This window comes from Pseudomonas sp. LBUM1641 (assembly GCF_059716235.1).
In genome coordinates this window covers 6956211-6980349 of sequence record NZ_CP166815.1, presented here as the reverse complement: position 1 = coordinate 6980349, position 24139 = coordinate 6956211, and the positions used below count along the sequence as shown (strand labels likewise).

The following is a 24139-nucleotide window of genomic DNA, read 5'->3' as shown; positions in this document are numbered from 1 at the left end:
AAGGCATGAAACTGAAACGTTTGATGGCGGCAATGACTTTTGTCGCTGCTGGCGTTGCGACCGCTAACGCGGTAGCCGCTGGTGTTGACCCGGCAATTCCGGCTTACGTGAAGACCACTGGTGTGTCGGGCAACCTGTCCAGCGTTGGTTCCGATACCTTGGCAAACCTGATGACCCTGTGGGCTGAGGGTTACAAAAAGGAATACCCGAACGTCAACATCCAGATTCAGGCCGCCGGCTCCGCCACTGCTCCTCCTGCGCTGACTGAAGGCACCTCCAACCTGGGCCCGATGAGCCGCAAGATGAAGGACACCGAACTGGCTGCCTTCGAGCAGAAGTACGGCTACAAACCAACCGCTATCCCGGTTGCCGTGGATGCCCTGGCCGTATTCGTGCACAAGGACAACCCGATCCAGCACCTGACCATGGAACAAGTCGACGCGATCTTCTCCTCGACTCGTCTGTGCGGCGCCAAAGCTGATGTCAAAACCTGGGGCGACCTGGGCGTGACCGGCGACCTGGCCAACAAGCCAGTGCAACTGTTCGGTCGCAACTCGGTATCCGGCACCTACGGCTACTTCAAGGAAGAAGCCCTGTGCAAAGGCGACTACAAACCTAACGTGAACGAACAACCAGGTTCGGCGTCGGTTGTGCAGTCCATCAGCTCCTCGCTGAACGGTATCGGTTACTCGGGCATCGGTTACAAAACCGCCAGCGTGAAGACTGTGGCCCTGGCCAAGAAAGGCAGCACTGACTTCATCGAAGACACCGAAGAAAACGCCCTGAACGGCAAATACCCGCTGTCGCGCTTCCTCTACGTCTACGTCAACAAAGCCCCGAACAAGCCTCTGGCCCCGCTGGAAGCCGAGTTCGTGAAGCTGGTCCTGTCTAAACAAGGCCAGGAAGTTGTAGTGAAAGACGGCTACATCCCGCTGCCAGCCAAAGTTGCCGCCAAGGCACTGGCTGACCTGGGCCTGAAAGAGGGTGGCAAATAAGCCGCCGGTAAACCTGCCTTGAACCTGGGTTCACCCACCGTTCAAGGCCTGGGCGGGGTCTGCAAGACCTGGACCTCGCCTCCCATTTTTTAATCCGCTGCCAGCCCTGCTACGCGGCGGATTTCTTGCGTCACTGCATTGTCATCTTTCTGTCATACAGGATCGCTAGGGTGTGCGCATGAATGATCTGGCCAATTCCACCATGACGACGACTTCTCCCCCCAAGCGCATTGATTTCAATACGCCTGAGCTGCAACGCAAGCGCCGCATCCGCGCGCTCAAGGATCGCCTGACCCGTTGGTACGTGCTGGTGGGCGGCCTTGCCGTCCTGGGCGCTATCACCTTGATTTTCTTCTTCCTCGCCTACGTGGTCGCCCCGCTCTTCCACGGCGCCAACCTGACCAAGGAAGACGCCCTGACGCCTGCCTGGATGCAGGACGCCGGCAAGCCGTTGATGATTTCCATGGAAGAACAGAACCAGGTCGCCATGCGGGTTTCCGACAAGGGCCAGGCGCTGTTCTTCAACGTTGACACGGGTGCCGAACTCAAGCGCGTTGACCTGCCGTTGCCGGCCGGTGTGACCGTCGCCTCCATCGGTGAAGACCAGCCCGGCAGCCCGCTGGTGATCCTCGGCCTGTCCAACGGCCAGTCGTTGGTGTTCCGCCACACGTATAAAGTGTCGTACCCGGAAGGCAAGAAGACCATCTCGCCCGCCGTCGAATACCCTTACGGCGAAACGCCGATCGTCCTCGACGAACAAGGCCGCGCGCTTGAGCACGTCGCTTTGAATGCGACCGACTCGACGCTGGTGGTGGCTGGTTCCAGTGGTGCTCATCTGAACGTGCTGTCCATCAGCCGTGAAGAAAACATGATGACCGAGGAAGTCACCACCGAGCAGAAGCGCATCGAACTGCCGCAAATGACCGAGCCGGTGAAAGCCATCTTTGTCGATCCGCGCCAGCAGTGGCTTTACGTGATCAACGGTCGCGCCCAGGCCGACGTTTTCAGCCTGCGGGACAACAGCCTCAACGGTCGCTACAAATTGTTGGACGACGGCGTTGCGCAAGTCACGGCCAGCACCCAGCTGGTGGGCGGCATCTCGCTGATCATCGGTAACTCCAGCGGCGGCCTGGCCCAGTGGTTCATGGCCCGCGACCCGGACGGCGAACAACGCCTGAAGCAGATCCGCACCTTCCAGATGGGCACCGCGCCTATCGTTGAAATCGCCGCCGAAGAACGCCGCAAAGGCTTCACTGCCCTCGACGCCTCCGGCAAATTCGGCGTGTTCCACAGTACCGCCCACCGCACGTTGCTGGTGGACCCGGTGGTGGACGGCACTGGCATCTTCGGCATGTCGCCACGGGCCAACCGGGTGATCGTCGAAGCCGGCGGCAAGCTGCAACCGCTGCTGCTGGACAACCCGCACCCGGAAGTCTCCTGGAGCGCGTTGTGGAGCAAGGTCTGGTACGAAAACTACGACGAGCCTAAATACGTCTGGCAATCGACCGCCGCCAACACCGACTTCGAACCCAAAATGAGCCTGGCGCCCCTGACCTTCGGTACCCTGAAGGCCGCGTTCTACGCCATGCTGCTGGCTGCGCCACTGGCCGTCGCCGCTGCGATCTACACCGCCTACTTCATGGCCCCGAGCCTGCGCCGCAAGGTCAAGCCGGTGATCGAGTTGATGGAAGCGATGCCGACGGTGATTCTCGGCTTCTTCGCCGGCCTGTTCCTGGCGCCGTATGTCGAAGGGCATTTGCCGGGGATTTTCAGCCTGTTGATGCTGCTGCCGATCGGCATCCTGGTCGCCGGCTTCATCTTCAGCCGCCTGCCTGAGTCGATCCGCCTGCGGGTTCCCGATGGCTGGGAAAGCGCGATCCTGATCCCGGTGATCCTGTTTGTGGGCTGGCTCTCGCTGTACATGAGCCCGTACCTGGAAACCTGGTTCTTCGGCGGCGACATGCGCATGTGGATCTCCCACGACCTGGGCATTACCTACGACCAGCGCAACGCCCTGGTAGTCGGCCTGGCCATGGGTTTCGCGGTGATCCCGAACATCTACTCCATCGCCGAAGACGCCGTGTTCAGCGTGCCGCGCGGCCTGACCCTGGGCTCCCTGGCCCTGGGTGCCACGCCATGGCAGACCATGACGCGCGTGGTGATCCTGACCGCCAGCCCGGGCATCTTCTCGGCACTGATGATCGGCATGGGCCGCGCGGTCGGTGAAACGATGATCGTGCTGATGGCCACCGGTAACACGCCGGTGATGGAGATGAACCTGTTTGAAGGCCTGCGCACCCTGGCGGCCAACGTCGCGGTGGAAATGCCCGAATCGGAAGTCGGCGGCAGCCACTATCGCGTGCTGTTCCTCTCGGCGCTGGTGCTGCTGCTGTTCACCTTTGTCATGAACACCCTCGCCGAGCTGATTCGTCAGCGTCTGCGCAAGAAATACTCGTCGCTTTAAGAAAGGTAGAAGTCTGTGAAACAGAACTCCCTGAATGGATGGTTCAAGAGCGGCGCCCCGGGCGTCTGGATCAGCGGTGGCGCGGTGTCCATCGCGGTCATCATGACCATTGGTTTGCTGGCCGTGATTGCCGTGCGTGGCTTGGGCCACTTCTGGCCGGCCGACCTGATCCAGGCCAGCTACAACGTGCCGGGCCAGGAAAACCATATCGTCGTTGGCGAAGTGGTGCAGAAAGAAGAAGTGCCCCGCGAGCGTCTGAAAAGCGCTGGCTTGCCGGTGCCGGACCAGGGCCCGGAGTTCATGACCCGCGAGCTGATCAAGGTCGGCAACCGTGACTTGAACGGCAACGACTTCACCTGGATCGTCGGCGAGTGGCTGACCAACCAGACCAAGCCGGTCGAACTGATGGCTATCGAGCGTCGTGAATGGGGCAACTTCTACGGCACCCTGGTCAACGTCAAGCAGGACGGCAAGGTCATCGCTGAAGGCGAGGCGGCCTGGCCGGAACTGCAAGCCCGCGTCGACCGCGTCAACAAGCTCGCGGCCCAGCTCAAGTCCCTTGAGAAGTCCGACATCGGCGCAATCAACGCCGGCCTCGAACGCATCCGCCTGCACGGTCGCAAGCTGGAGCTGGAAGGCAAGCTGGACGCCACCGCTCAAGCCGATATGGACAGCGGTCGCGCCGAACTGAACAACCGCTACAAGGACATCGAAGCCCGCCTGGCGGACCTGCATACCCAGTTCAACCGCGACAGCCTCACCGCCCGCGATGCCAACGGTAAAGAAATCGAAATCGGCATCGGCAAGGTGGTGCATGCCTACCAGCCGAACGCCATGGGTTACATGACCAAGATCGGCTTCTACTTCAGCAAGATCTGGGAATTCCTCAGCGACGATCCACGGGAAGCCAACACCGAAGGCGGGATTTTCCCGGCGATCTTCGGCACCGTGATGATGACCCTGATCATGGCGATGATCGTGACCCCGTTCGGTGTGCTGGCGGCGGTGTACCTGCGTGAATACGCCAAGCAGAACACCCTGACGCGGATCATCCGCATCGCCGTGAACAACCTGGCCGGTGTACCCGCCATCGTTTACGGCGTATTCGGCCTCGGCTTCTTTGTCTACGTACTGGGCGGCTCGGTCGACCGGCTGTTCTTCGCCGAAGCCTTGCCGGCACCGACCTTCGGTACGCCTGGCCTGCTCTGGGCGTCCCTGACCCTGGCGCTGTTGGCGGTACCGGTAGTGATCGTGGCCACCGAAGAAGGCCTGGCGCGGATCCCTCGCACCGTACGTGAAGGTTCTTTGGCACTGGGCGCGACCAAGGCGGAAACGCTGTGGAAGATCGTCCTGCCGATGGCCAGCCCGGCGATGATGACCGGCATGATCCTCGCCGTGGCCCGCGCCGCCGGTGAAGTGGCGCCGCTGATGCTGGTAGGTGTGGTGAAACTGGCGCCGTCGCTGCCGGTGGACGGCAACTACCCGTACCTGCACCTGGACCAGAAGATCATGCACCTGGGCTTCCATATTTATGACGTCGGCTTCCAGAGCCCTAACGTCGAAGCCGCACGGCCGCTGGTGTACGCCACTGCCTTGCTGCTGGTGCTGGTGATCGCCACGCTCAACTTGTCGGCGGTGTGGATTCGTAACCACCTGCGCGAAAAATACAAAGCGTTGGACAGTTAATTGAAGTGAACGCGGACTAAATGTGGGAGCGGGCTTGCTCGCGAATGCGGTGTATCAGTCATACATGGGTCAACTGACCTGACGCCTTCGCGAGCAAGCCCGCTGCCACAAAACGAATTGGTAGCACAGGGAGCATCCCATGCAACATGAAACCCATTCCCACGGCATCAACATGTCAGCCCTGGGTCGCGACAAGCAGAGCCTGAGCCTGGCCCAGGAAACCGTGGCCATCGAAGTCCCGAGCCTGAGCCTGTACTACGGCGACAAGCAGGCGCTGTTCGACGTCAGCATGAACATCCCGAAGCAGCGCGTGACCGCCTTCATCGGCCCGTCCGGTTGCGGCAAGTCGACCCTGCTGCGCACCTTCAACCGGATGAACGATCTGGTGGACGGCTGCCGCGTCGAGGGCGCGATCAATCTGTACGGCACCAACATCTACCGTAAGGGCGAAGACGTGGCCGAGCTGCGTCGCCGGGTGGGCATGGTGTTCCAGAAGCCCAACCCGTTTCCCAAGACCATCTATGAAAACGTGGTTTACGGCCTGCGCATCCAGGGCATCAACAAGAAGCGCATCCTCGACGAAGCCGTTGAATGGGCTTTGAAAGGCGCGGCACTGTGGGACGAGGTCAAGGACCGCCTGCACGAGTCGGCCCTCGGTTTGTCCGGTGGCCAGCAGCAACGTCTGGTGATCGCCCGCACCATCGCCGTGGAGCCGGAAGTGCTGCTGCTCGACGAACCCTGCTCGGCACTCGATCCGATTTCCACGCTGAAAGTCGAAGAGCTGATCTACGAACTGAAATCCAAGTTCACCATCGTCATCGTGACCCACAACATGCAACAGGCCGCGCGGGTTTCCGACTACACCGCGTTCATGTACATGGGCAAACTGGTGGAATTTGGTGACACCGATACCCTGTTCACCAACCCGGCGAAGAAGCAGACCGAAGACTACATCACCGGTCGCTACGGCTAGCAGGTGGCTGGTTGCTCACTGAACTGATGCTGCGGTCGACCGCACCTTACTGGACGTTCCAAGGACGCCAACATGATTAGCAAAGAAGGCCTTACCCATCACATCTCCGCGCAGTTCAACGCCGAGCTTGAGGAAGTGCGCAGCCACCTCCTGGCCATGGGCGGTCTGGTGGAGAAGCAAGTCAACGACGCGGTCACCGCGCTGATCGAGGCCGACTCCGGCCTGGCCCAGCAAGTGCGCGAGATCGACGACCAGATCAACCAGATGGAACGTAACATCGACGAAGAATGCCTGCGCATCCTGGCCCGTCGTCAGCCGGCGGCGTCCGACCTGCGTTTGATCATCAGCATTTCCAAGTCGGTGATCGACCTGGAGCGCATCGGCGACGAAGCCACCAAGATCGCCCGCCGCGCCATCCAGTTGTGCGAAGAAGGCGAAGCGCCGCGTGGTTATGTCGAAGTGCGCCACATCGGTGACCAGGTGCGCAACATGGTCCGCGATGCCCTCGACGCGTTTGCCCGCTTCGACGCCGAGCTGGCGTTGTCGGTGGCCCAGTACGACAAGATCATCGACCGCGAATACAAGACCGCCCTGCGCGAGCTGGCGACCTACATGATGGAAGACCCGCGCTCTATCTCGCGGGTGCTGAGCATCATCTGGGTGCTGCGTTCGCTGGAGCGCATCGGCGACCACGCGCGCAATATCTCGGAACTGGTGATCTACCTGGTCCGTGGTACCGACGTGCGGCACATGGGCCTCAAGCGCATGAAAGCCGAAGTTGAAGGCACGGTTGATCAAATCCCTAATGTTCCGGGCGTTCCTGACGATAAGTAAGATTGCCCGAGAAATAAACGCCCGGCCTTTGGTCGGGCGTTTTCGTTTGTGGCGTACGAATTTTGCGCGGCGGGGGGAACGTAAAGTCCTGGCGTGACTGAAGAGTTTTGGCGAAATGCCATCAGCGAAGCGTTATGCTTGCCGGGGTTTTTATAGGATGAAGGGTCGATGAGCAAAGTCAGTGTATTAGTGGTGGATGACGCCTCGTTTATTCGCGACCTGGTGAAGAAGTGCCTGCGCAACTACTTCCCGGGGATCAAGATCGAAGATGCGGTGAACGGCAAAAAGGCCCAGGCCATCCTGATGCGCGAAACCTTCGACATGGTGCTGTGTGACTGGGAAATGCCGGAAATGTCCGGCCTGGAACTGTTGACCTGGTGCCGTGAACAGCCTCATCTCAAAGCCATGCCGTTCGTCATGGTGACCAGCCGTGGCGACAAGGAAAACGTCGTGCAGGCGATCCAGGCCGGGGTTTCCGGCTACGTCAGCAAGCCGTTTACCAACGAGCAGTTGCTGAACAAGGTCAAGCAGGCGCTGAACAAGATCGGCCGCCTCGACGCGCTGATCGCCAGTGCGCCGACCAAGATGAACTCGGCGTTCGGCAACGATTCCCTGAGCGCCCTGACCGGTGGCAAGCCTGAAGCGGTCAAGCCGGCGCCAGTGGCGGCACCGAGCAAAGGCTTGCTCAACAGCCCTCCGGTGCAGGCTGCTGCGACAGCATCGCCAGCCGGCGGTCGTGGCCAGGGCCAACTGCGCCTGTCCAGTGGCACCCAGCAATGCGTGATCAAAGCCCTGAGTATCAAGGAGGCGCTGCTGGTGGTGCGTCGCGGTGAAATCCTGCCTCAGGTACTGGAAAGCGCCGTGCTCGACCTGGAGCAGGGCGAAAACGCCGAGGTGGCCCGTCTCAACGGCTACCTGCACGCCGTCGTGGCCTACGAGCCCAAGCCTGACAGTGACTGGCTGCAACTGACCTTCCGGTTTATCGACCAGGATGCACAGAAGCTCGACTACATCTCGCGGCTGATCGCCCGCGGGACCGCACAGAAGCATTTTGTGCCGGGTGCATGACCTGATGGGGTCTCCAAAAAACCTGTGGCGAGGGGACAAGCCCCCTCGCCACAGGGTTAGTGTTTGGTTCACATAGCACTGTCATGATCCCTTGTTAGCCTGCCATCCAGTCGTCCCTGGCAGGCCAACCCGATGCTCGTGCGCTCACTGCTGTTCTGTGGACTGTTCGCCGGTGTCATGCCGGCGATGTCCATGACCCTCTACAAATCCATCGACCCTGACGGCGCCGTGGTCTTCAGCGACCGGTACACGCCCGGGGCGCAGGCGTTTGTGTATCAGGATCGGGTGATTCCCAAGCCTGTATATCCGTCGCAACCCGCTTCCTATCGTTATCCCTTGCCCTGGCGTGGCGGCCCGTTCCGTCTCACCCAAGGCCCCAACGGCACCTTCAGCCACTCCGAGCTCAAAAGCCGCTACGCGATGGACATCGCCATGCCCGAAGGCACACCGATCATTGCGGCACGCGCAGGTGTGGTGCTGAAAACCGAGAACACCCAATCCGGGCGCGGCAGTGATCCATCGGGCAATTTCGTGCGGGTGCAGCACGATGACGGCACGCAGGGCGTGTACCTGCACCTCAAGCAAGGGTCGGTCAGCGTCAGGGAAGGGCTGCGAGTGGCGGTGGGCAGCCCGCTGGCGCTGTCGGGTAATACCGGCAACAGCAGCGGGCCGCATCTGCATTTTGTGGTGCAACGCACGACGGTGTTGGGGCTGGTGTCAATTCCCTATGAATTCAACCAGCCGGTGCAGGCGTTGCCCAATTTTGCATTGGGCACGCGATAAGGCTTTTGTAGGAGCGAGCTTGCTCGCGAAAAACCTGAGGGCGCTGCCGGGTGTCAGGATCCCAGCGTTATCGTTAACGTCCTTCGCGAGCAAGCTCGCTCCTACAGGGCGGCTAGTCGAGCAACAGCACCTTGGCCAACACGATCTTCGGCCCTTTCATCTTCTTGATGATGATCCGCAGGCCTTCGACTTCCAGCACTTCTTCCTCTTCCGGCACCCGTTTCAGGGTGTCGTAGATCAACCCGGCCAGGGTTTCGGCTTCGATGTGGTCCAGGTCGACACCCAGCAGTCGCTCTACCTTGAACAACGGTGTATCACCACGCACCAGGAGCTTGCCCGGCTGGTAAGCGAGGATGCCGCGCTCGGCCTTGCGGTGTTCGTCCTGGATGTCACCTACCAGCACTTCCAGCACGTCTTCCATGGTCAGGTAGCCGATGATCTTGCCGTCGGCTTCTTCCACCAGGGCGAAGTGCGCGCCGCCTTTGCGGAACTGCTCAAGCAACTGCGACAGCGGCATATGGCGCGATACGCGCTCCAGCGGACGGGTCAGCTCGGCGAGGTTGAACGATTCGGGAATGTGGTCCAGGGCCGCCAGTTCCAGCAGCAGGTCCTTGATGTGCAGCAAGCCGACAAACTCGTTGCGCACCGCGTCGTACACCGGATAACGGCTGAACTTGTGGCGACGGAACAGCGCCAGGATTTCCTTGAGCGGGGCGTTGAAGTCCAGGGTCACCAAGTCTTCCCGGGAGTTGGCCCAGTCGACCACTTCCAGCTCGCCCATTTCCACGGCGGAAGCCAATACACGCATGCCTTGGTCGCTCGGATCCTGGCCACGGCTGGAGTGCAGGATCAGTTTCAGTTCTTCACGGCTGTAATGGTGCTCGTGGTGCGGGCCAGGCTCGCCTTGGCCGGCGATGCGCAGGATAGCGTTGGCGCTGGCGTTGAGCAGGTAGATCGCCGGGTACATGGCCCAGTAGAACAGGTACAGCGGCACGGCGGTCCACAGCGACAGCAACTCAGGCTTGCGAATGGCCCAGGACTTGGGCGCCAGCTCGCCGACCACGATGTGCAGGTACGAGATCACGAAGAAGGCGGCAAAGAACGACACGCCCTTGATCACTTCCGGCGATTGCACGCCGATCGCGCCCAGCAACGGCTCGAGGATGTGCGCGAAGGCCGGCTCACCGACCCAGCCCAGGCCCAGGGAGGCGAGGGTGATACCCAACTGACAGGCCGACAGATACGCGTCGAGCTGGCTGTGTACGGTGCGCAGGATCTGCCCGCGCCAGCCGTTTTTGTGGGCAATGGCCTCGACCCGGGTCGAACGCAGTTTGACCATGGCAAATTCCGCTGCAACGAAAAAGCCGTTGAGCAGTACCAGGATCAGTGCAAAAAGAATCATGCCGAAGTCGGCGAAGAGTGTCGCGAGGGTGATGCCAGGGGAAGGGTCCATGATGGGGTTTTGCGGGTTCCGTCTAATCAAAAAGGGTGAGCAGGTGGGCCTGAAAGGCAGGCGCAAGTCCGCCAATGTAGCGGCTGACGGGGCGCTTGCCTAGTGGCGGCTGCCGGGTGGAGGGTCACTCGTCCTGATGAATGACCCGTGAGCGTGTCATCTGGGCCGGCGGGAAATGGCAGGTAAAGGTACTGCCATGGCCGAGCACGCTGCTGATTTCCAGCCGCGCGCGATGGCGCAGCAGCACATGCTTGACGATGGCCAGGCCGAGCCCGGTGCCGCCGGTGTTGGAGTTGCGGCTGGAGTCGACGCGGTAGAAGCGTTCGGTGAGGCGCGGCAAGTGTTTGGCGTCGATGCCCATTCCGGAGTCTTGCACGCTGAGGTGTGCGCCCTGGTCATCGGCCCACCAGCGGATGCGGATGTTGCCCTTGTCCTGGGTGTATTTGACGGCGTTGAACACCAAGTTGGAAAACGCACTGCGCAACTCGCCCTCGCTGCCCTTGAGCAGGATCGACGGGTCGGCTTCGAGGGTAATCTGCTGTTCACGCTGCCCGGACAATGCCTGGGCGTCGCTCTTGATGGTCTGCAGCAGGCTTTGCACCGGCACAGGATGGTTGTCCGAGGGGTAATCGGTGGCTTCCAGCTTGGCCAGCAACAGCAGGTCATTGAGCAGGGTTTGCATGCGCCCGCCTTGCTGCTGCATCTGTTGCAGGGCACGGGTCCAGCGCGGGTTCACGTCCTCAACGTTATCGAGCAGCGTCTCCAGATAGCCGCAGATCACCGTCAGCGGCGTGCGCAGTTCGTGGGAGACGTTGGCGACGAAGTCCTTGCGCATCTGTTCCAGCTGATGGATGCGCGTGACATCGCGCACCAGCATCAAATGTTCGTTATTGCCGTAGCGCGTCAGGTACAGCTGGATGCGCACGCGGTCGTTGGTAGGCGACGGAATTTCCAGGGCTTCTTCGAAGTTGTCCTGCTCGAAGTACTCCTTGAAACGCGGGTGGCGCACCAGGTTGGTCACCGGCTGGCCGCTGTCCTGGGGCGTCTTGAGGCCCAGCAGGGTTTCTGCGGCGCGGTTCCACCATTCCAGGTTGCCGTCGCTGTCGAGCATGATCACTGCGTCTTTCAGCGCGGCGGTGGACTCCTGGACCCGGTCAATTACCGCCTGCAGCCGCCCGCGTACACGTTGGTCGCGGCGTTGCAGGTGGTAGATGCTGTCGAACACCTCGCCCCACAGGCCGTAACCGTCGGGTGGTGCTTCATCAGGTTTGTGCTGGCGCAGCCACTCGTGCAGGCGCAGCAATTGCTTGAGGGTCCAGCCAAGATAGAGGCCGATGCCGACGGCCAGGCTCCAGCCGTAATAACCGCTGACCAGGCCCACCAGCAGGCAGCCGGTGATCAGCAGGAGCATGTGGCGGATCAGGGTGCCATGCCAGTTTTGGTTCACTTAAACACGCGTCCTTTCAGCTGTCTGGGCAGTTCGGGCTGGCTCAGCCTTTGGTGGAAAACCGGTAGCCAGTGCCGCGCACGGTTTGTACCAGATTCTCGTAAGCGTCGCCCAAGGCTTTGCGCAGGCGGCGGATATGCACGTCGACGGTGCGCTCTTCCACATACACATTGCCGCCCCAGACCTGGTCCAGCAGTTGGCCGCGGGTGTAGGCGCGCTCCTGATGGGTCATGAAGAATTGCAGCAGGCGGTATTCGGTGGGGCCCATCTCGGCGGGTTTGCCGTCGATGGTCACGCGGTGGCTGATAGGGTCCAGAATCAGGCCGTCGACTTCGATAGGCGCTTCGCCATCGGTTGGGCCGGCACGGCGCAGAACGGCTTTCAGACGGGCGACCAGTTCTCGTGGGGAAAAGGGCTTGGTGATGTAGTCATCGGCGCCGACTTCCAGGCCCTGGATCTTGTTGTCCTCTTCGCCCTTGGCGGTGAGCATGATGATCGGGATATCCCCGGTCAGCTCGTCACGCTTCAGGCGGCGGGCCAATTCGATGCCGGAGGTGCCGGGCAGCATCCAGTCCAGCAGGATCAGGTCCGGCTTGCGGTCGACGATAATGGCATGGGCCTGCTGGGAGTTCTCCGCCTCCAGGCAGTCATAGCCGGCCATTTCCAACGCAACGGCGATCATCTCGCGAATGGGCGCTTCGTCGTCAACGATCAGAATGCTCCTGCCAACCATGCTAAATCCTCTTGTCATTTAACTGTCTTGCGCCGCATTAGATAACGGAATTATTGCAGTCGTGTGACAGTAATTTAGTCGCTTGAGCATTCGGCGCCTCTCTGGACTACGCTTGGGGTCCGAATCCTGACAACCACAAAAGGAAGGTTCCCATGACTCACAGTACTTTTTCCTGGAAAACCCTGCTGGTAACGGTCGCGTTAACGCTGCCGACACTGGCGTTTGCGGCAGACCCGGCAATGACAAAGGACGGGATGCTGGTGGACCACAAAGGCATGACCCTCTACACCTTTGCCAAGGATGCTGATGGCAAATCCATGTGCAATGACAAGTGCGCCACCAACTGGCCGCCGTTGATGACCGAATCCACCGACAAGCCCATGGGCAAGTGGACCGTCATCACCCGCGACGACCAGAAAAGCCAATGGGCCTACAGCGGCAAGCCGCTCTACACCTTCATTATGGACAAGAAGGCCGGCGATATGACCGGTGACGGCAAAATGGACGGGGCCTGGAAAGTCGCCAAGCCCTGAGTCAACCTGCTAGCGGTGGGGGGCGTGGCCCTTCACCGAAACCCGTAGTCCGCCACAATCCCGATAAAAATCGCCAGCCCGGCCCAGTGGTTGTGCAAAAACGCCTTGAAGCATTTGAGGCGGTCCTTGTCCCGGGTGTACCAGAACTCCCAGGCAAAACACCCGGCCGCCGCCAGCAAGCCCAGGTGGAACCAGCCACCCAACTCAAAGCGCATCCCCGCCAGCCACAGGCAAGCCAGCGCCAGACCCTGCAAGCTCAGAATGATCACCCGGTCGGCTTCGCCAAACAGAATGGCGGTGGATTTGACCCCGATTTTCAGGTCATCGTCGCGATCAGTCATTGCGTAATAGGTGTCGTAACCCACCGTCCACAACAGGTTGGCGATGTATAGCAGCCACGCTGCGGCAGGCAGGCTACCGGTCTGCGCGGTGAACGCCATCGGCATGCCCCACGAGAACGCCGCGCCCAATACCACCTGCGGGTAGTAGGTGTAACGCTTCATGAATGGATAGCTGGCCGCCAGCGCGAGGCCGCCCAGGGACAGCCAGATCGTCATGGAGTTGGTCAGCAGCACCAGCAGGAAACTGACGAACATCAGCACCGCGAAGAACACCAGCGCCTCTTTTGAGCTGATCTTGCCGCTCACCAGCGGCCGCTGTTCGGTGCGCTTCACGTGACCGTCGACCTTGCGGTCGGCCCAGTCATTGATGACGCAACCGCCGGCCCGGGTCAGTACCACGCCGAGTACAAAAATCACGATGTTAAGCAGCGATGGCGAACCCTTGCCGGCAATCCACAGCGCCCACAGCGTGGGCCACAGCAGCAGATAAATGCCGATGGGCTTGTCCATGCGGGTCAACTGGATGAAGTCCCAGGCCCTGGGGTTCAAGCGATTCAGGGACTTGAGCAGGCGCTGGTACATCAGCAATTCTCCGGATGGTCGTGCACGACTTGCCACAGGGTCGGCAGGAAAATTTCCGCCACCAGCACGCTCAGCGGCCCGCGATCAAAGCGCGAGCGGCGCGCCCACAGGTTATCGGCCTGATCGGCGGTGGGCAGCCATTCCCGTGGATAGCGGCATACTTCGATCGGCTGGCGCGTGAAGGCATGGTCACAAAACAGCAATTCCCCCAGCGACCGGCTGCCCAACTCATCCATGTGCAACCCGTCGCCCTGCAAGGCGCTGCGGGCTGCCACGCTGCGGGCAAACACCCACGGCTGGCCATGGCCGCGCAAATACACCTCGCGCACCCAGCCGATGCTGGCGGCGGGCAGGTCCAGGGCGGCGCATTCGTCGTCTCGCAGTGGTTGCCAGCCTTCGAACAGCGGCGTCACGCTGAAGCCATCGCTGGACAGGCGTGTAAGGCGCCGGGTCAGGGAGCCTTCATCGAACAGCCAGTTGAGTGTCAGCGGCGCGGGCAGTGGGCTCAGAAGGCTCTGGGTCAGCCATCGGCAAGCATCGGGAAGGGCGTTTGAATGCGGCACGGAGGGTCATTATTGGCAGTTAATGAGGCGGCGAGCTTACCATGGTGCCCTGGACTTTTGCCGGGACGCGCCAGGCCCATGCGTCGATCATGCTTGCATCTGCGCCTGCTGATCAGTACAAAACGCCCTGAGCCGCACGGCAAGGCTGGATCTATCGACCGTCGGCCAGTACGCCTGGACCCTGAGGAAGCAAGTGATGAAGAAGTGGCAATGTGTCGTCTGTGGGCTGATCTACGACGAGAAAGACGGATGGCCGGATGACGGCATCGCCCCGGGCACCCTGTGGCAGGACGTCCCCGAAGACTGGCTGTGCCCGGACTGCGGCGTGGGCAAAATGGATTTCGAAATGATCGAAATCGGCTGATTTAAGAAGCAATTCAAGAACCGTACTACAAGGAGAAAGGAATGAACGCACCTGTCGTGATCGTCGGCACGGGTTTGGCCGGTTACAACCTGGCTCGGGAGTTTCGCAAGCTTGATAGCGAAACCCCGCTGTTGCTGATCACCGCAGATGACGGGCGCTCCTACTCCAAGCCCATGCTCTCCACCGGTTTTGGCAAGAACAAGGAAGCCGACGGCCTGAGCATGGCTGAACCGGGCGCCATGGCCGAGCAACTCAAGGCCGAAGTGCGCACCCACACCCGCATCAGCGGCATCGACCCGGGTCACAAGCGTTTGTGGATCGGCGAGGAAGCGGTGATCTACCGCGACCTGATCCTGGCCTGGGGCGCAGAAACCGTGCGGGTGCCGGTACAGGGTGATGCCGCCGAGCTGATTTTCCCGATCAACGACCTCGAAGACTACGCGCGCTTTCGCGCGGCGGCGGCCGGTAAGCGCCGGGTGCTGTTGCTGGGTGCCGGGCTGATCGGCTGCGAGTTCGCCAACGACTTGATCCTCGGCGGCTACGAAATTGACCTGGTCGCGCCATGCGAGCAAGTCATGCCGACCCTGCTGCACCCGGCGGCGGCTGCAGCGGTGCAGGCCGGCCTCGAAGGCCTGGGCGCGCGTTTCCACTTGGGCCCGGTGCTCAATCGCCTGCAACGCAACGCTGACGGCCTGGAAGCCCACCTGTCTGATGGCGAAGTGATCCAGTGTGACCTGGTGGTGTCTGCCATCGGCCTGCGCCCGCGTGTCGATCTGGCGGCAGCCGCTGGCTTGCAGATCAACCGCGGGATCATGGTGGACCGCCACCTCAAGACCTCCCACGCCAATATCTACGCCCTGGGCGACTGCGCCGAGGTCGATGGCCTGAACCTGCTGTACGTAATGCCCCTGATGAGCTGCGCCCGCGCCCTGGCGCAGACGCTGGCGGGCAACGCGACCGCTGTCAGCTACGGCCCGATGCCCGTCACGGTAAAAACCCCGGTCTGCCAGCTGGTCGTCTCTCCACCGCCACGGGGTACCGAAGGCGTCTGGAGCGTCGAAGGGCAGGGCGGCGACATCAAGGCCCTGTGCCGCGACGCCAGCGGGCGCCTGCTGGGTTACGCCCTGACCGGCACGGCCGTGATGGAAAAACTGGCCCTTAACAAAGAACTTCCGCCGCTGCTGGCGTAAATGCTGGTCGTTCTGTCGGAATAAGCATCATTTTGACCGTAGAAAGGTCGCCGTGAGACTGGCGCAGGCCCCGATGGCATGCCATCCTCACTCCCGTCTGCCGCAGAGTAGAGCCTGCGGCGCCTTGGGCGCTGCTCCGAAAGAGAGCAGCACGGACATAACAACAAAAAACCGTCAAAGAGGCTTCACTTATGCGTAAACCAGAACTCGCAGCCGCTATTGCTGAAAAAGCAGACCTGACCAAAGAACAGGCCAACCGCGTACTCAACGCCGTACTCGAAGAAATCACCGGCGCGCTGCATCGCAAGGACAGCGTCACCCTGGTGGGCTTCGGCACCTTCCTGCAGCGCCACCGCGGCGCCCGCACCGGCAAAAACCCGCAAACCGGCGAGCCGGTGAAAATCAAGGCGAGCAACACCGTTGCGTTCAAGCCAGGCAAGTCGCTTAAAGACAGCGTCAATCCGTAAGTAAAGAAGCCTGCGCTACGCACATGCGAGTGCGAGCGCGGGATAAAAAATGGGCACGCCGACTGGGTCGGGTGCCCATTTTTTGTGGTTGAAGTGCAGTCTTGTTGGAACTACTCCAAACCGCTGACTTCCAAAGCTCCATCCGAAAAGTTGTTGTCTTTCCCTTCCTGGAAGTGAAACTTCGCCTTGAGAACTTCATTCTTCGCATCGTAGGTGTAGGTTATGCGACCGATGGACGCTCTATAGAAGTAACCGTTCCTGCGCAGGATGGCGATCGCATATTCGCCACTCTCATCATCTTTAATATCGAGCTCCTGTGCGGTCTCCAGTTTGTCATTAGGGATGAAAATATAAATTTCCGCGTTTTCGGGTAGATAAATGGATTTGATTTCCAGAAAGGGCGCTCCCAGCGCCGGACGCATGTAAACCAGATTCGAATCAAATACAAATTTGTCTGCAAGTGTTGAGCTGATCTCGGTATGTTCCGAGGGCAGGCTGTTGAGGTCTACGTGAACTTTCAAATGCCCGTGACTGCTGGGGATATGGTGCGCCTCAGTATTAAGCGAGAAAGTACCGTCGGTGATTTCGGCATCATCGGAAACTGCTGGGCTTCTTCCTATAAAATGAAAATCCGCTTCCAGTGTAGTTGGCGTAGGATCCGTCTTGAGATGGATGGACCCACTGACGGCCTGATATGCATTGAGCAATGAAGCTTTTGGCATTTCATAGAACGCCCGAATATTGCTGTTTGGTCCGAATGGGTGGATGCCTGCTGGAGTGTTGGGAGGAATGGCAAGTTGGACGCCGTAAACACCACTCGGTGGTGGTTGAAATAAAAACACGGATCCTGCGTACCGCCATTCGGTCGGCGTGTGTGTTACCGTCACGTTGGTCGTATTAATGGTGTGAATTTGCCCACTTACTTTGGCCCGCGCAGATACATTGCCAGCGTGGATGTCAGACCCTGTTGGTTTGGACATGTGAGGATTCCTTCGTTAAAAGGCACTTACGCGGATGCGTCTGGCCATAGGCTCGGCTTAAGCACGACTTTAGTAGGAATTACGTCTCGACATACCTGTCAGACCTTACAGTTTTTTATAATGTTTCTGTCTTGCGGTTATTTCTTTTAGTTAGGGTGAGAAGGTAAGGAGGTAAAGGGGACGGATTTATTTAATTTCTTATGTCCGTTAATCTAAATAAATCTGTCCCTTTTATATCTTTTTTGATAGCGAGGGATTGTTTATCGTGAAAATTTATAACGTACGAAACAGGCAAACAGGCGTGGTGGGTAAAAGAGGTAATGGGGGCAGAGGTAATGGGGGACGGATTTATTTAATTTATCTGATGATGGTTGATCTAAATAAATCTGCCTCCTCTATAGTCCTCAGGCCTAGTCATCACCCTATAAGGATTGCACTTTATAACACTATAGGGGTGTACGAAATAATTTTGTCGGCGATGAACTCAGCGGTCCATTCGTGTTGGAAAATATAGTCGGCAGCTTCCGGATCTAAAACACTATTTGCCAATAAGTCTAAGTCCGCATTTACCTCTTCATCAGTTCCTTCGCTGCGCTGAATTTTCAATATAAGCTTTATTAAATCGTCGCGAGCCATAGGCAACTCCTAGGAAATGATTTTCTCTGCCTATTACATCCAAATTGAGTTTATAAGCGTAGGAGGGCAGATTGGCATGCGGTAAATTAAAAGGACACCCCCTCTTAATGTGTCTTTTTCCTGCGCCTTGCTTAAGCATCTTGAAGAAGTGAAATAAATCGTGAGGTGAATTCCTTTCCCTCATAATCTTCAAGGTTTTCAATATTGAAAATAGCGCCTCTTTGAGTTGTAAGCTTTAACAGTCGACGCTTCAATATTTTATTGATCTGACTTTCAGGTTCTGTAGATATGGTAGTAAGTGCTTTTTTCGCACGGAGCGCCACGTCTTTGAAGAAAATGTGTTTAGGCTCGATGGGCGGGATTATATTTTCCAGGTCGCAGTTTTCAAAGGTTACATAATCGAATTTGCAAAGTTCAAAGTCGGCGGAAAGTGGGGTGTTGGGTTGTTCTGATATGAAATTAACTTCCTGGAGTTTTCCAGCGAATTTAATGGTGGATATGTTTTTTGCATTAAATGAATTGTCAATAATCGTGCACTGAGAGAATGTGCAGTTGAGGAAGGTGCAGTCCCTCAAGGACGCTTCTCGAAAGTCGCACTTCACAAACGTGCAGTTCTCAAATTTGCTATTGCTGAACCCTGATCCTTGAAAGTTTGTGTTTTTGAACGAGCAATGGGTCAAGGATGTTTTATTGAAGAATCGCGAGCCGGAAAAGTCAGCTTTCTCAAAGTCGCAATTTTCCAAAAAGCATTGATCAAAAATCGGATCGCAGAGTTTCGCGTCTTTCAATTTGCAACCGCTGATCAGCTCGTTTTCAAAACGCGTTTTTTTAGGTAAAACGAGTCCGTCCTGCGAAACGCTGGAAAGTAATTTTGATGAAATTATGTCACTCACCATAATATTCCTTCATAACCATTGCCCCAATCCTAAGGGTAAATGGTCTTCGTCTTCGTAAAGCTGCCGGGCGAAATCCTCTGCGCCGTCAGCCTCCATCGAGGCGGATTTCTTTTCAGCAAGAGCCATCTCCACGCCGCAAAAAACGTGACAGTCAGTCAGCTGACTCATGTCCGATCTCTTAAAGCGTGCTTTGACATTGCGCTTAAGCTCTTGGCTCAGATCCTATGATAGTTCTCCAATTACATTAGGTTGATGGGATGGAACTCCAAAAAAGAGTGATCGAAATCCAACGCTAGCAACTTCTCTTTGTACGCTTCACAAATGACGATGTTGAACGCTCCCCCCCAGCCCACCAAACGAAAGACCTCGGCAGTCTCAGGGATTTTTTTGGCGATCAGTACCGGATCGAAGAAAAAACGTCCTCTTGGATTTTGCCATTCCTTGACCACGTGCTCTTCCGGCCAGGCTTCGTATTTGGATAAGGCCCAATCGACGCAGTCGACATGATTGTAGGCATGCAAGAGTCGGTAACGTGCTTTTTGGCTTTCATGGGCGATGCGTAAATATTGCACACGCTCGGCCGCCAGGTTATCCAGCCCTTTAATAGACTCATCGAATACAAAGAAATCCGCTCCGATTGTGTTGACTGGGGCGGTTATACCGTCGACAAGAATTTCATAATGCAGCGGTTTCAAATTGCACGGTCCTCGGCTATTGGAAAGCGCTATGTCATCGACCTCCTCCCCCTTGTAAATGAGCTCTCCAAGATTGACGTACCCCTCCCATTTCTCACTGCTGACATTCGGATTGAGCTTGAAATAGTTCATTAATCAACCATCCTCAAAATTTTGTTAAGAGTGGATGTGGGGTCTAGTGCTTCCTTTTTAAGCTCTGCGAGCTCCGCTTTAAACTGATCCGATCCTTTTCTGCTAGCAGCTTTCAAACGTTTATAAATCTCTGCGTGCATTTTTTCAGGGTGCGGGCCTTTGTGTCCAGGCACATCAACTTTGTTCAACGGGTCATTGAGGACATCTCTGCGGGACTTGCCATTTTTGAACTTGCCCAACCCGTTTTTCTCAAACAGGACGCGAAATTTAGCAGTCCATTTAGAGTGTTTATTGGTGGCAATGTGATGTGTCGGCGCGCAAGCCGAAAGCCCCCAAGGATCAACCCAGCCTGTCGGGTTTACCGCGTACTGATATAGATTGATCCCCCCAGCCAACCCAATCGGATCCGGCGTCGTAAACCGCCCGACAGCCGGATCGTAAAACCTGAACGTATTGAAGTGCAGCCCCGTCTCGCGATCAAGGTATTGCCCCTGAAATCGCAGGTTCTGCTCTTCAATGTAGGACGGTTCACGCACCTCTTCCGAGGTGTTACCCCATACCCGATAGCTCGCGCGCCAAACATCACGACCGTCATCCTCAGTTAGCTGCTCCGGTAGGCCACTGAGGTCGTTGTGGTAATAGCGGATTTTTTGCAGCGGCCCCATACCGTCGACACGCGCAAGGGGTTCGTAACCCTCGTCTTCATAAATATAGAGGCTGGTTTGACTGTGTTTATGTTCCTGCAGCAGGCGTAATCCGTCCCAGGTGAAGCGTGTCACCCCCAGTGGATAGCCATCGTTGTCATGCTCTGTTTTTTCAGTGCGACGGCCCAATGGGTCGTAGGTCATCCTGACCACATTGCCGTTTTCATTACGCACTTCAACCAGTCGGCTTTCTGCGTCGTAGGCAAACCGTTGCAAGCCTCGAGCAGCACTACGCTTTTCAATCATTCGACCAAAAGCATCGTATTTATAGCGTTTGTCTTGGTAGGTGAGCAGCCTGTTATGCCTTACCAAGCCACCCTGCTGTGGGCCGTCAAGCAGGTTGGCTGCCGCGTCATAAGCAAAGGTCTCGGTCTGGCCTACTTGGTGGCTGACGAGAATACGTTCGGTACTGTCGTAACCCAGCTGCTCTTGACGATCATGAACACGGTCAATACGCCGACGCCCGATCAAGTTATCGCTGGGATCGTAGCTGTAGTCAGTCTCAACCAACGGCGGCAACTGCCACGGTTGGTCAATACTGCGGCGCTGGCGCGAGCGAACCCTTCCGCTGCGGTCATACACGGTGTTTGTTCTGAGTTGACCTTGAGTGCGCTGCACTTCGCGATGCAAACGATCACGCTCGAAGTCGCTGATGACCTTTCCATCGAGATTCAACTGATGCAGGTGACCGCTGCCGTAGTAGAGGCGGTTCAGCCATCGCCCGTCGGGCAACTGGGTCTGAATCAGGTTCCCCAATTCGTCGTAGTGATGCTGCAAGGAGCCCGCTGTGCTTTGCTCCTGCAGCAGTTGCCCCAGTGCGCCGTAGCTGAAACCCAGTCGCTGCTGCCGACCGTCAATCGCGGTGAACGTGACGCCGACCAGTTGGTCGTTCAGATCATGTTCGTAAACGGTGGTGCCGTCCGCGGTGACTTTGCTGACCAGGCGTCCAACCGGATCTCGCTGAAATTGGTGTGACAGCGGCGCTACCGGTTCGCCTTCCGTCCCCGGCAGGAAATCCACGGCGACGACATCATCCAGCGGATCATAGGTGTAGCAGCGCTGACTCTGGTCGAGGTCTTGCTGCCGCACCATGCGGTCGCATGCATCCCACTCAAAGTGATAGCTTTCGCCGTTCTCATTGGTCAGCCTGCGCAATCGGCCATAGGCGTCATGGTCGAACATGACCGTGCGGTTATGCGCATCCCAGCGCTGTTTGACCAGGCCACGCAGGTCATAGGCATAGCGCGTGGTGCTTCCGGCCGGGTCGACATGGGCCGTCAGGTAACCGCTGGCGCTGCGCTGGAACTGTTCCACGCGGCCATCCGGGAGCTGGCATTCCAGCAATAGCCCCTGAGGACCGTACCGGTAGCGAACCGACTCACCTTCCGCATTGGTCTGCACCACCAGATTGCCAAAGGCATCGTATTGATAACGGGTGGGATAACCCGAGCAATCCACCGCTTCGACCAGTTGGCTCCATTCGTTCCAATGCAGCGTTTTGGTTTTTTCCGTGGCATCGATGATGCGCACCGGTTGACCGAACCCGTCGTAGACATAGCGCGTGCTATTGCCCAGCGGGTCGATTTCCTCGATGCAGTTGCCTCGCTGATCGTAGCGGTAATGCCAACTGTTGCCCGCAAGGTCGGTCTCTACTTGGGGCAATGCCCAGTGCGCGAGCCACTGCGTGCCGCTGGTTCTGGACAGCGGGTCGATCACCGCGCTCAGGTTGCCGGTCTCATCGTAATTGAAGCGCCACTGACCGTTTTGCGGGTCAGTCGCGCCGAGCAACTGGCGGTCTTCGCTCCACTCGAACAGCCACGTATGGCCCAGGTTGTCGACGTAGCGAGTGATCTGGTACTGCGGGTTCCACTCTCGTGTGCTGACGCGCATCAGGCCATCGGTCACGCGGGTAATGCCGGCGTCGAGATCGTAGTCGAAGGTGTATTCATCGCCTGCGTCTGTCCAGTGGCGGCTGACGCGCCACTCGTCACCGTGGGGGCCGGTCACTGCACTCCATTGATAGAAGCAGCGCAGGCCACTCGGCAACTGGTGTTCGACCATTCGCCGGCCATTGTCATAAGCAAAGCGTCGAAGGGTTGTGCCTTGCACGTCCAACACTTCAGCCAGGTCGCCGTTGCTGTCATAGCGGTAGCTGACGAGCACATCGCTGCGCGCATCGAAATGTTCCTGGCGCAGATAACGCCGTTCGATGTGGCTCACGCGCCGTGGGTGTTCAGCCGAGTAGCTCAGTTCGACGTGCATCAAGTCATGGGTGTCGCGCAGGCGATACAGCCGCCCCTGAGCGTCGTAGTCGAGAAAGATCCGCCCTTCATTGCGATCACCCAGCAGCTGCAGACGCATCCGCGCGCTGTTCAGCGGGTCGGGCTCGAACAGGCGATACAGGCCGTCGATGCTCTCGATCAATACCGCGCCGTCGGCACTGCGCCTGACCGCAAGGCCTTCGCCCGGGTCGAATGCTCCGCCGGACAAGGGGATGTAGCCGATCTCCAGGCGGCGCCCTTGCTCATCGATGTAGAGCAGGTTTTCGTCTGCATCTATCTCAATCGACACTTCATACGCAACGCTCCAGCCCGCGCCGAAGAGACCGTCCTGGCGTGTGTCGAGGCTGCTGTAGAAACGCTGCCAATCTATCGGGAGCAAACCCGGCAGCACGAAATCCAGCTCCTCGTCCCCACCCAGGACCTTGGCCCCGGTCGCGCTGTGAACCGGATTGGGCGAGCCATTCATGGCGCTCTTGAGCGCAGAGGTAACCTTGCTGGTTGCATAAGAAATGGCACCGCCCACCACCAAGCCACCAACCAGGCACGGCAGCTTGGTCCAGAAACATTTCAGGTTACCCCGCAACGCCATCACCACCGCAATCGCCAAACCCACGCCCGGCGTCTTGCCGCTGCGAATCTCTTGCACCACGATGGTCCCGCCACCGATGCGCACATCCGGCGAGATCAGGCCCGGGGCTGTACCAATCTTGGCGTCGCACGTACTGCGATCACCACTGCGTGCCGCAGGCTGCCCGTTGATGAACACCGAGCTGGAACCCTCCGCAATGAATTGCAGGGGCATGGGCGGGTGCTTGGTGCACCCCACGGTGTCCAGTGGGCAAGGCTCGGTGCCGGGGGAGGGGGAGGCGACGGTCGGGCGCCACATCTGGGAGAAAAACTCCCCGGCCATGTCCAGGAAGCTGGGGGCTGGCGGTTCGCTGGGTGCGACCGGAACAGCAGTCATCTTGCCAGCGGCGCGGGCAGCTTTTTTGCCATTGATGAAGACGTTGTCCGAACCGCTGGTGATGAAGGCATCGATCACCGGCGGGAACACCCAGTTGGCGGCGGACTCGCACCAACTGGATATTTTCAGGTCGGCCCCTGTGAGCCCCGCAGTGATCCCAATGACTGCCCCAACTACCAAAACCAATGCAACGCCGCCTGTGGCGATGGTCGCACCGGTCGCGAGGAAAACCGCCCCTGCAACGGCCAGGCAGCCCACAGTAGTGAGTGCGGCATAGGCGGCCACTTCCAGCACGCCGCCGAGAATATCGGCCATCACCGAGGTGTGCAGCAGCGCGTCGCCTTCGCGGGCAGCCCAGAGGTCTTCACTCATTG

22 protein-coding genes are annotated in these 24139 nt (G+C 58.5%); 11 read left to right on the top strand and 11 right to left on the bottom strand.

The features are described from left to right. Window positions 1-5 precede the first annotated feature (5 nt). The 7 genes from ACA046_RS32275 to ACA046_RS32245 all read left to right on the top strand — a co-directional run bounded on the left by ACA046_RS32275 (window position 6) and on the right by ACA046_RS32245 (window position 8803). Entirely contained in the window at window positions 6-995 is a 990-nt protein-coding gene (locus ACA046_RS32275) for a phosphate ABC transporter substrate-binding protein PstS (protein WP_076013198.1), read from the top strand. A gap of 430 nt (window positions 996-1425) precedes the next feature. After that, complete coding sequence (locus ACA046_RS32270) at window positions 1426-3459, top strand: ABC transporter permease subunit (protein ID WP_459029471.1); 2034 nt, start codon at window positions 1426-1428, stop codon at window positions 3457-3459. Window positions 3460-3474: 15 nt separating this feature from the next. Beyond that, entirely contained in the window at window positions 3475-5145 is a 1671-nt protein-coding gene (gene pstA / locus ACA046_RS32265) for a phosphate ABC transporter permease PstA (protein ID WP_459024806.1), read from the top strand. A gap of 139 nt (window positions 5146-5284) precedes the next feature. Next, window positions 5285-6118 carry a phosphate ABC transporter ATP-binding protein PstB gene (gene pstB / locus ACA046_RS32260; RefSeq protein ID WP_076013195.1) on the top strand — a complete coding sequence of 278 codons (834 nt, stop codon included), beginning with the start codon at window positions 5285-5287 and terminating at the stop codon, window positions 6116-6118. Window positions 6119-6190: 72 nt separating this feature from the next. Continuing rightward, entirely contained in the window at window positions 6191-6952 is a 762-nt protein-coding gene (gene phoU, locus ACA046_RS32255) for a phosphate signaling complex protein PhoU (protein WP_076013194.1), read from the top strand. A gap of 168 nt (window positions 6953-7120) precedes the next feature. Then, the gene (locus ACA046_RS32250; protein WP_459024803.1) at window positions 7121-8020 is read left to right on the top strand and encodes a response regulator; all 900 of its coding nucleotides are present in this window, start codon (window positions 7121-7123) and stop codon (window positions 8018-8020) included. Window positions 8021-8152: 132 nt separating this feature from the next. Then, the gene (locus ACA046_RS32245) at window positions 8153-8803 is read left to right on the top strand and encodes a M23 family metallopeptidase (RefSeq protein ID WP_497675628.1); all 651 of its coding nucleotides are present in this window, start codon (window positions 8153-8155) and stop codon (window positions 8801-8803) included. Between the two features lie 112 nt (window positions 8804-8915). On the opposite strand, the gene ACA046_RS32240 is transcribed toward ACA046_RS32245, so the two are convergent. The 3 genes from ACA046_RS32240 to phoB all read right to left on the bottom strand — a co-directional run bounded on the left by ACA046_RS32240 (window position 8916) and on the right by phoB (window position 12436). Next, window positions 8916-10256: a hemolysin family protein gene (locus ACA046_RS32240; protein WP_076013189.1), complete on the bottom strand. Its 1341-nt coding sequence runs from the start codon at window positions 10254-10256 to the stop codon at window positions 8916-8918. Window positions 10257-10380: 124 nt separating this feature from the next. Then, complete coding sequence (gene phoR / locus ACA046_RS32235) at window positions 10381-11667, bottom strand: phosphate regulon sensor histidine kinase PhoR (protein ID WP_459029469.1); 1287 nt, start codon at window positions 11665-11667, stop codon at window positions 10381-10383. Window positions 11668-11746: 79 nt separating this feature from the next. Next, entirely contained in the window at window positions 11747-12436 is a 690-nt protein-coding gene (gene phoB / locus ACA046_RS32230) for a phosphate regulon transcriptional regulator PhoB (RefSeq protein ID WP_003195617.1), read from the bottom strand. 152 nt (window positions 12437-12588) lie between these two features. On the opposite strand from phoB, the gene ACA046_RS32225 reads away from it, so the two are divergent. Then, complete coding sequence (locus ACA046_RS32225) at window positions 12589-12969, top strand: COG4315 family predicted lipoprotein (protein WP_497675627.1); 381 nt, start codon at window positions 12589-12591, stop codon at window positions 12967-12969. A gap of 32 nt (window positions 12970-13001) precedes the next feature. On the opposite strand, the gene ubiA is transcribed toward ACA046_RS32225, so the two are convergent. Together ubiA and ACA046_RS32215 are read right to left on the bottom strand one after the other, a co-directional pair. Further along, window positions 13002-13892: a 4-hydroxybenzoate octaprenyltransferase gene (gene ubiA, locus ACA046_RS32220; RefSeq protein WP_497675626.1), complete on the bottom strand. Its 891-nt coding sequence runs from the start codon at window positions 13890-13892 to the stop codon at window positions 13002-13004. Then, complete coding sequence (locus tag ACA046_RS32215; protein ID WP_459024794.1) at window positions 13892-14455, bottom strand: chorismate--pyruvate lyase family protein; 564 nt, start codon at window positions 14453-14455, stop codon at window positions 13892-13894. The genes ubiA and ACA046_RS32215 overlap by 1 nt, the downstream gene beginning before the upstream one ends. A gap of 196 nt (window positions 14456-14651) precedes the next feature. On the opposite strand from ACA046_RS32215, the gene ACA046_RS32210 reads away from it, so the two are divergent. From ACA046_RS32210 to ACA046_RS32200, 3 genes are all read left to right on the top strand, one after another. Then, a complete protein-coding gene (locus ACA046_RS32210; protein ID WP_003213373.1) occupies window positions 14652-14819 on the top strand; it encodes a rubredoxin in 168 nt (55 codons plus the stop codon). Between the two features lie 41 nt (window positions 14820-14860). Then, on the top strand, window positions 14861-16009 hold the full coding sequence (locus ACA046_RS32205; protein ID WP_497675625.1) for an NAD(P)/FAD-dependent oxidoreductase: 1149 nt from the start codon (window positions 14861-14863) through the stop codon (window positions 16007-16009). A 191-nt stretch (window positions 16010-16200) separates the two neighbouring features. Continuing rightward, window positions 16201-16476 (top strand): HU family DNA-binding protein, encoded by a 276-nt coding sequence (locus tag ACA046_RS32200; RefSeq protein WP_003213368.1) that lies wholly within the window; start codon window positions 16201-16203, stop codon window positions 16474-16476. Window positions 16477-16586: 110 nt separating this feature from the next. On the opposite strand, the gene ACA046_RS32195 is transcribed toward ACA046_RS32200, so the two are convergent. The 6 genes from ACA046_RS32195 to ACA046_RS32170 all read right to left on the bottom strand — a co-directional run bounded on the left by ACA046_RS32195 (window position 16587) and on the right by ACA046_RS32170 (window position 24137). Next, window positions 16587-17456, bottom strand: a complete 870-nt coding sequence (locus ACA046_RS32195) for a hypothetical protein (protein WP_459024791.1) — start codon at window positions 17454-17456, stop codon at window positions 16587-16589. A gap of 438 nt (window positions 17457-17894) precedes the next feature. Next, window positions 17895-18092, bottom strand: a complete 198-nt coding sequence (locus ACA046_RS32190; protein WP_497675624.1) for a hypothetical protein — start codon at window positions 18090-18092, stop codon at window positions 17895-17897. A 131-nt stretch (window positions 18093-18223) separates the two neighbouring features. After that, on the bottom strand, window positions 18224-18985 hold the full coding sequence (locus tag ACA046_RS32185) for a pentapeptide repeat-containing protein (protein ID WP_497675623.1): 762 nt from the start codon (window positions 18983-18985) through the stop codon (window positions 18224-18226). 12 nt (window positions 18986-18997) lie between these two features. Next, window positions 18998-19156, bottom strand: coding sequence for a hypothetical protein (locus ACA046_RS32180; RefSeq protein WP_497675622.1), 159 nt, complete (start codon window positions 19154-19156; stop codon window positions 18998-19000). Between the two features lie 71 nt (window positions 19157-19227). After that, window positions 19228-19815: a hypothetical protein gene (locus ACA046_RS32175; protein ID WP_497675621.1), complete on the bottom strand. Its 588-nt coding sequence runs from the start codon at window positions 19813-19815 to the stop codon at window positions 19228-19230. After that, the gene (locus ACA046_RS32170) at window positions 19815-24137 is read right to left on the bottom strand and encodes an RHS repeat-associated core domain-containing protein (protein WP_497675620.1); all 4323 of its coding nucleotides are present in this window, start codon (window positions 24135-24137) and stop codon (window positions 19815-19817) included. Before ACA046_RS32170 ends, ACA046_RS32175 begins: the two co-directional genes overlap by 1 nt. Window positions 24138-24139: the final 2 nt, after the last annotated feature.

Coding starts and splice junctions, on each gene's coding strand:
- ACA046_RS32240 (WP_076013189.1), bottom strand. CDS start 10,256: ATGGACCCTTCCCCTGGCATCACCCTCGCGACACTCTTCGCCGACTTC.
- phoB (WP_003195617.1), bottom strand. CDS start 12,436: ATGGTTGGCAGGAGCATTCTGATCGTTGACGACGAAGCGCCCATTCGC.
- ACA046_RS32245 (WP_497675628.1), top strand. CDS start 8,153: ATGCTCGTGCGCTCACTGCTGTTCTGTGGACTGTTCGCCGGTGTCATG.
- ACA046_RS32195 (WP_459024791.1), bottom strand. CDS start 17,456: ATGTCCAAACCAACAGGGTCTGACATCCACGCTGGCAATGTATCTGCG.
- ACA046_RS32250 (WP_459024803.1), top strand. CDS start 7,121: ATGAGCAAAGTCAGTGTATTAGTGGTGGATGACGCCTCGTTTATTCGC.
- pstB (WP_076013195.1), top strand. CDS start 5,285: ATGCAACATGAAACCCATTCCCACGGCATCAACATGTCAGCCCTGGGT.
- ACA046_RS32200 (WP_003213368.1), top strand. CDS start 16,201: ATGCGTAAACCAGAACTCGCAGCCGCTATTGCTGAAAAAGCAGACCTG.
- ACA046_RS32175 (WP_497675621.1), bottom strand. CDS start 19,815: ATGAACTATTTCAAGCTCAATCCGAATGTCAGCAGTGAGAAATGGGAG.
- ACA046_RS32210 (WP_003213373.1), top strand. CDS start 14,652: ATGAAGAAGTGGCAATGTGTCGTCTGTGGGCTGATCTACGACGAGAAA.
- ACA046_RS32205 (WP_497675625.1), top strand. CDS start 14,861: ATGAACGCACCTGTCGTGATCGTCGGCACGGGTTTGGCCGGTTACAAC.
- ACA046_RS32180 (WP_497675622.1), bottom strand. CDS start 19,156: ATGAGTCAGCTGACTGACTGTCACGTTTTTTGCGGCGTGGAGATGGCT.
- ACA046_RS32170 (WP_497675620.1), bottom strand. CDS start 24,137: ATGAGTGAAGACCTCTGGGCTGCCCGCGAAGGCGACGCGCTGCTGCAC.
- phoR (WP_459029469.1), bottom strand. CDS start 11,667: ATGCTCCTGCTGATCACCGGCTGCCTGCTGGTGGGCCTGGTCAGCGGT.
- ubiA (WP_497675626.1), bottom strand. CDS start 13,892: ATGTACCAGCGCCTGCTCAAGTCCCTGAATCGCTTGAACCCCAGGGCC.
- ACA046_RS32225 (WP_497675627.1), top strand. CDS start 12,589: ATGACTCACAGTACTTTTTCCTGGAAAACCCTGCTGGTAACGGTCGCG.
- phoU (WP_076013194.1), top strand. CDS start 6,191: ATGATTAGCAAAGAAGGCCTTACCCATCACATCTCCGCGCAGTTCAAC.
- ACA046_RS32275 (WP_076013198.1), top strand. CDS start 6: ATGAAACTGAAACGTTTGATGGCGGCAATGACTTTTGTCGCTGCTGGC.
- ACA046_RS32270 (WP_459029471.1), top strand. CDS start 1,426: ATGCAGGACGCCGGCAAGCCGTTGATGATTTCCATGGAAGAACAGAAC.
- ACA046_RS32190 (WP_497675624.1), bottom strand. CDS start 18,092: ATGGCTCGCGACGATTTAATAAAGCTTATATTGAAAATTCAGCGCAGC.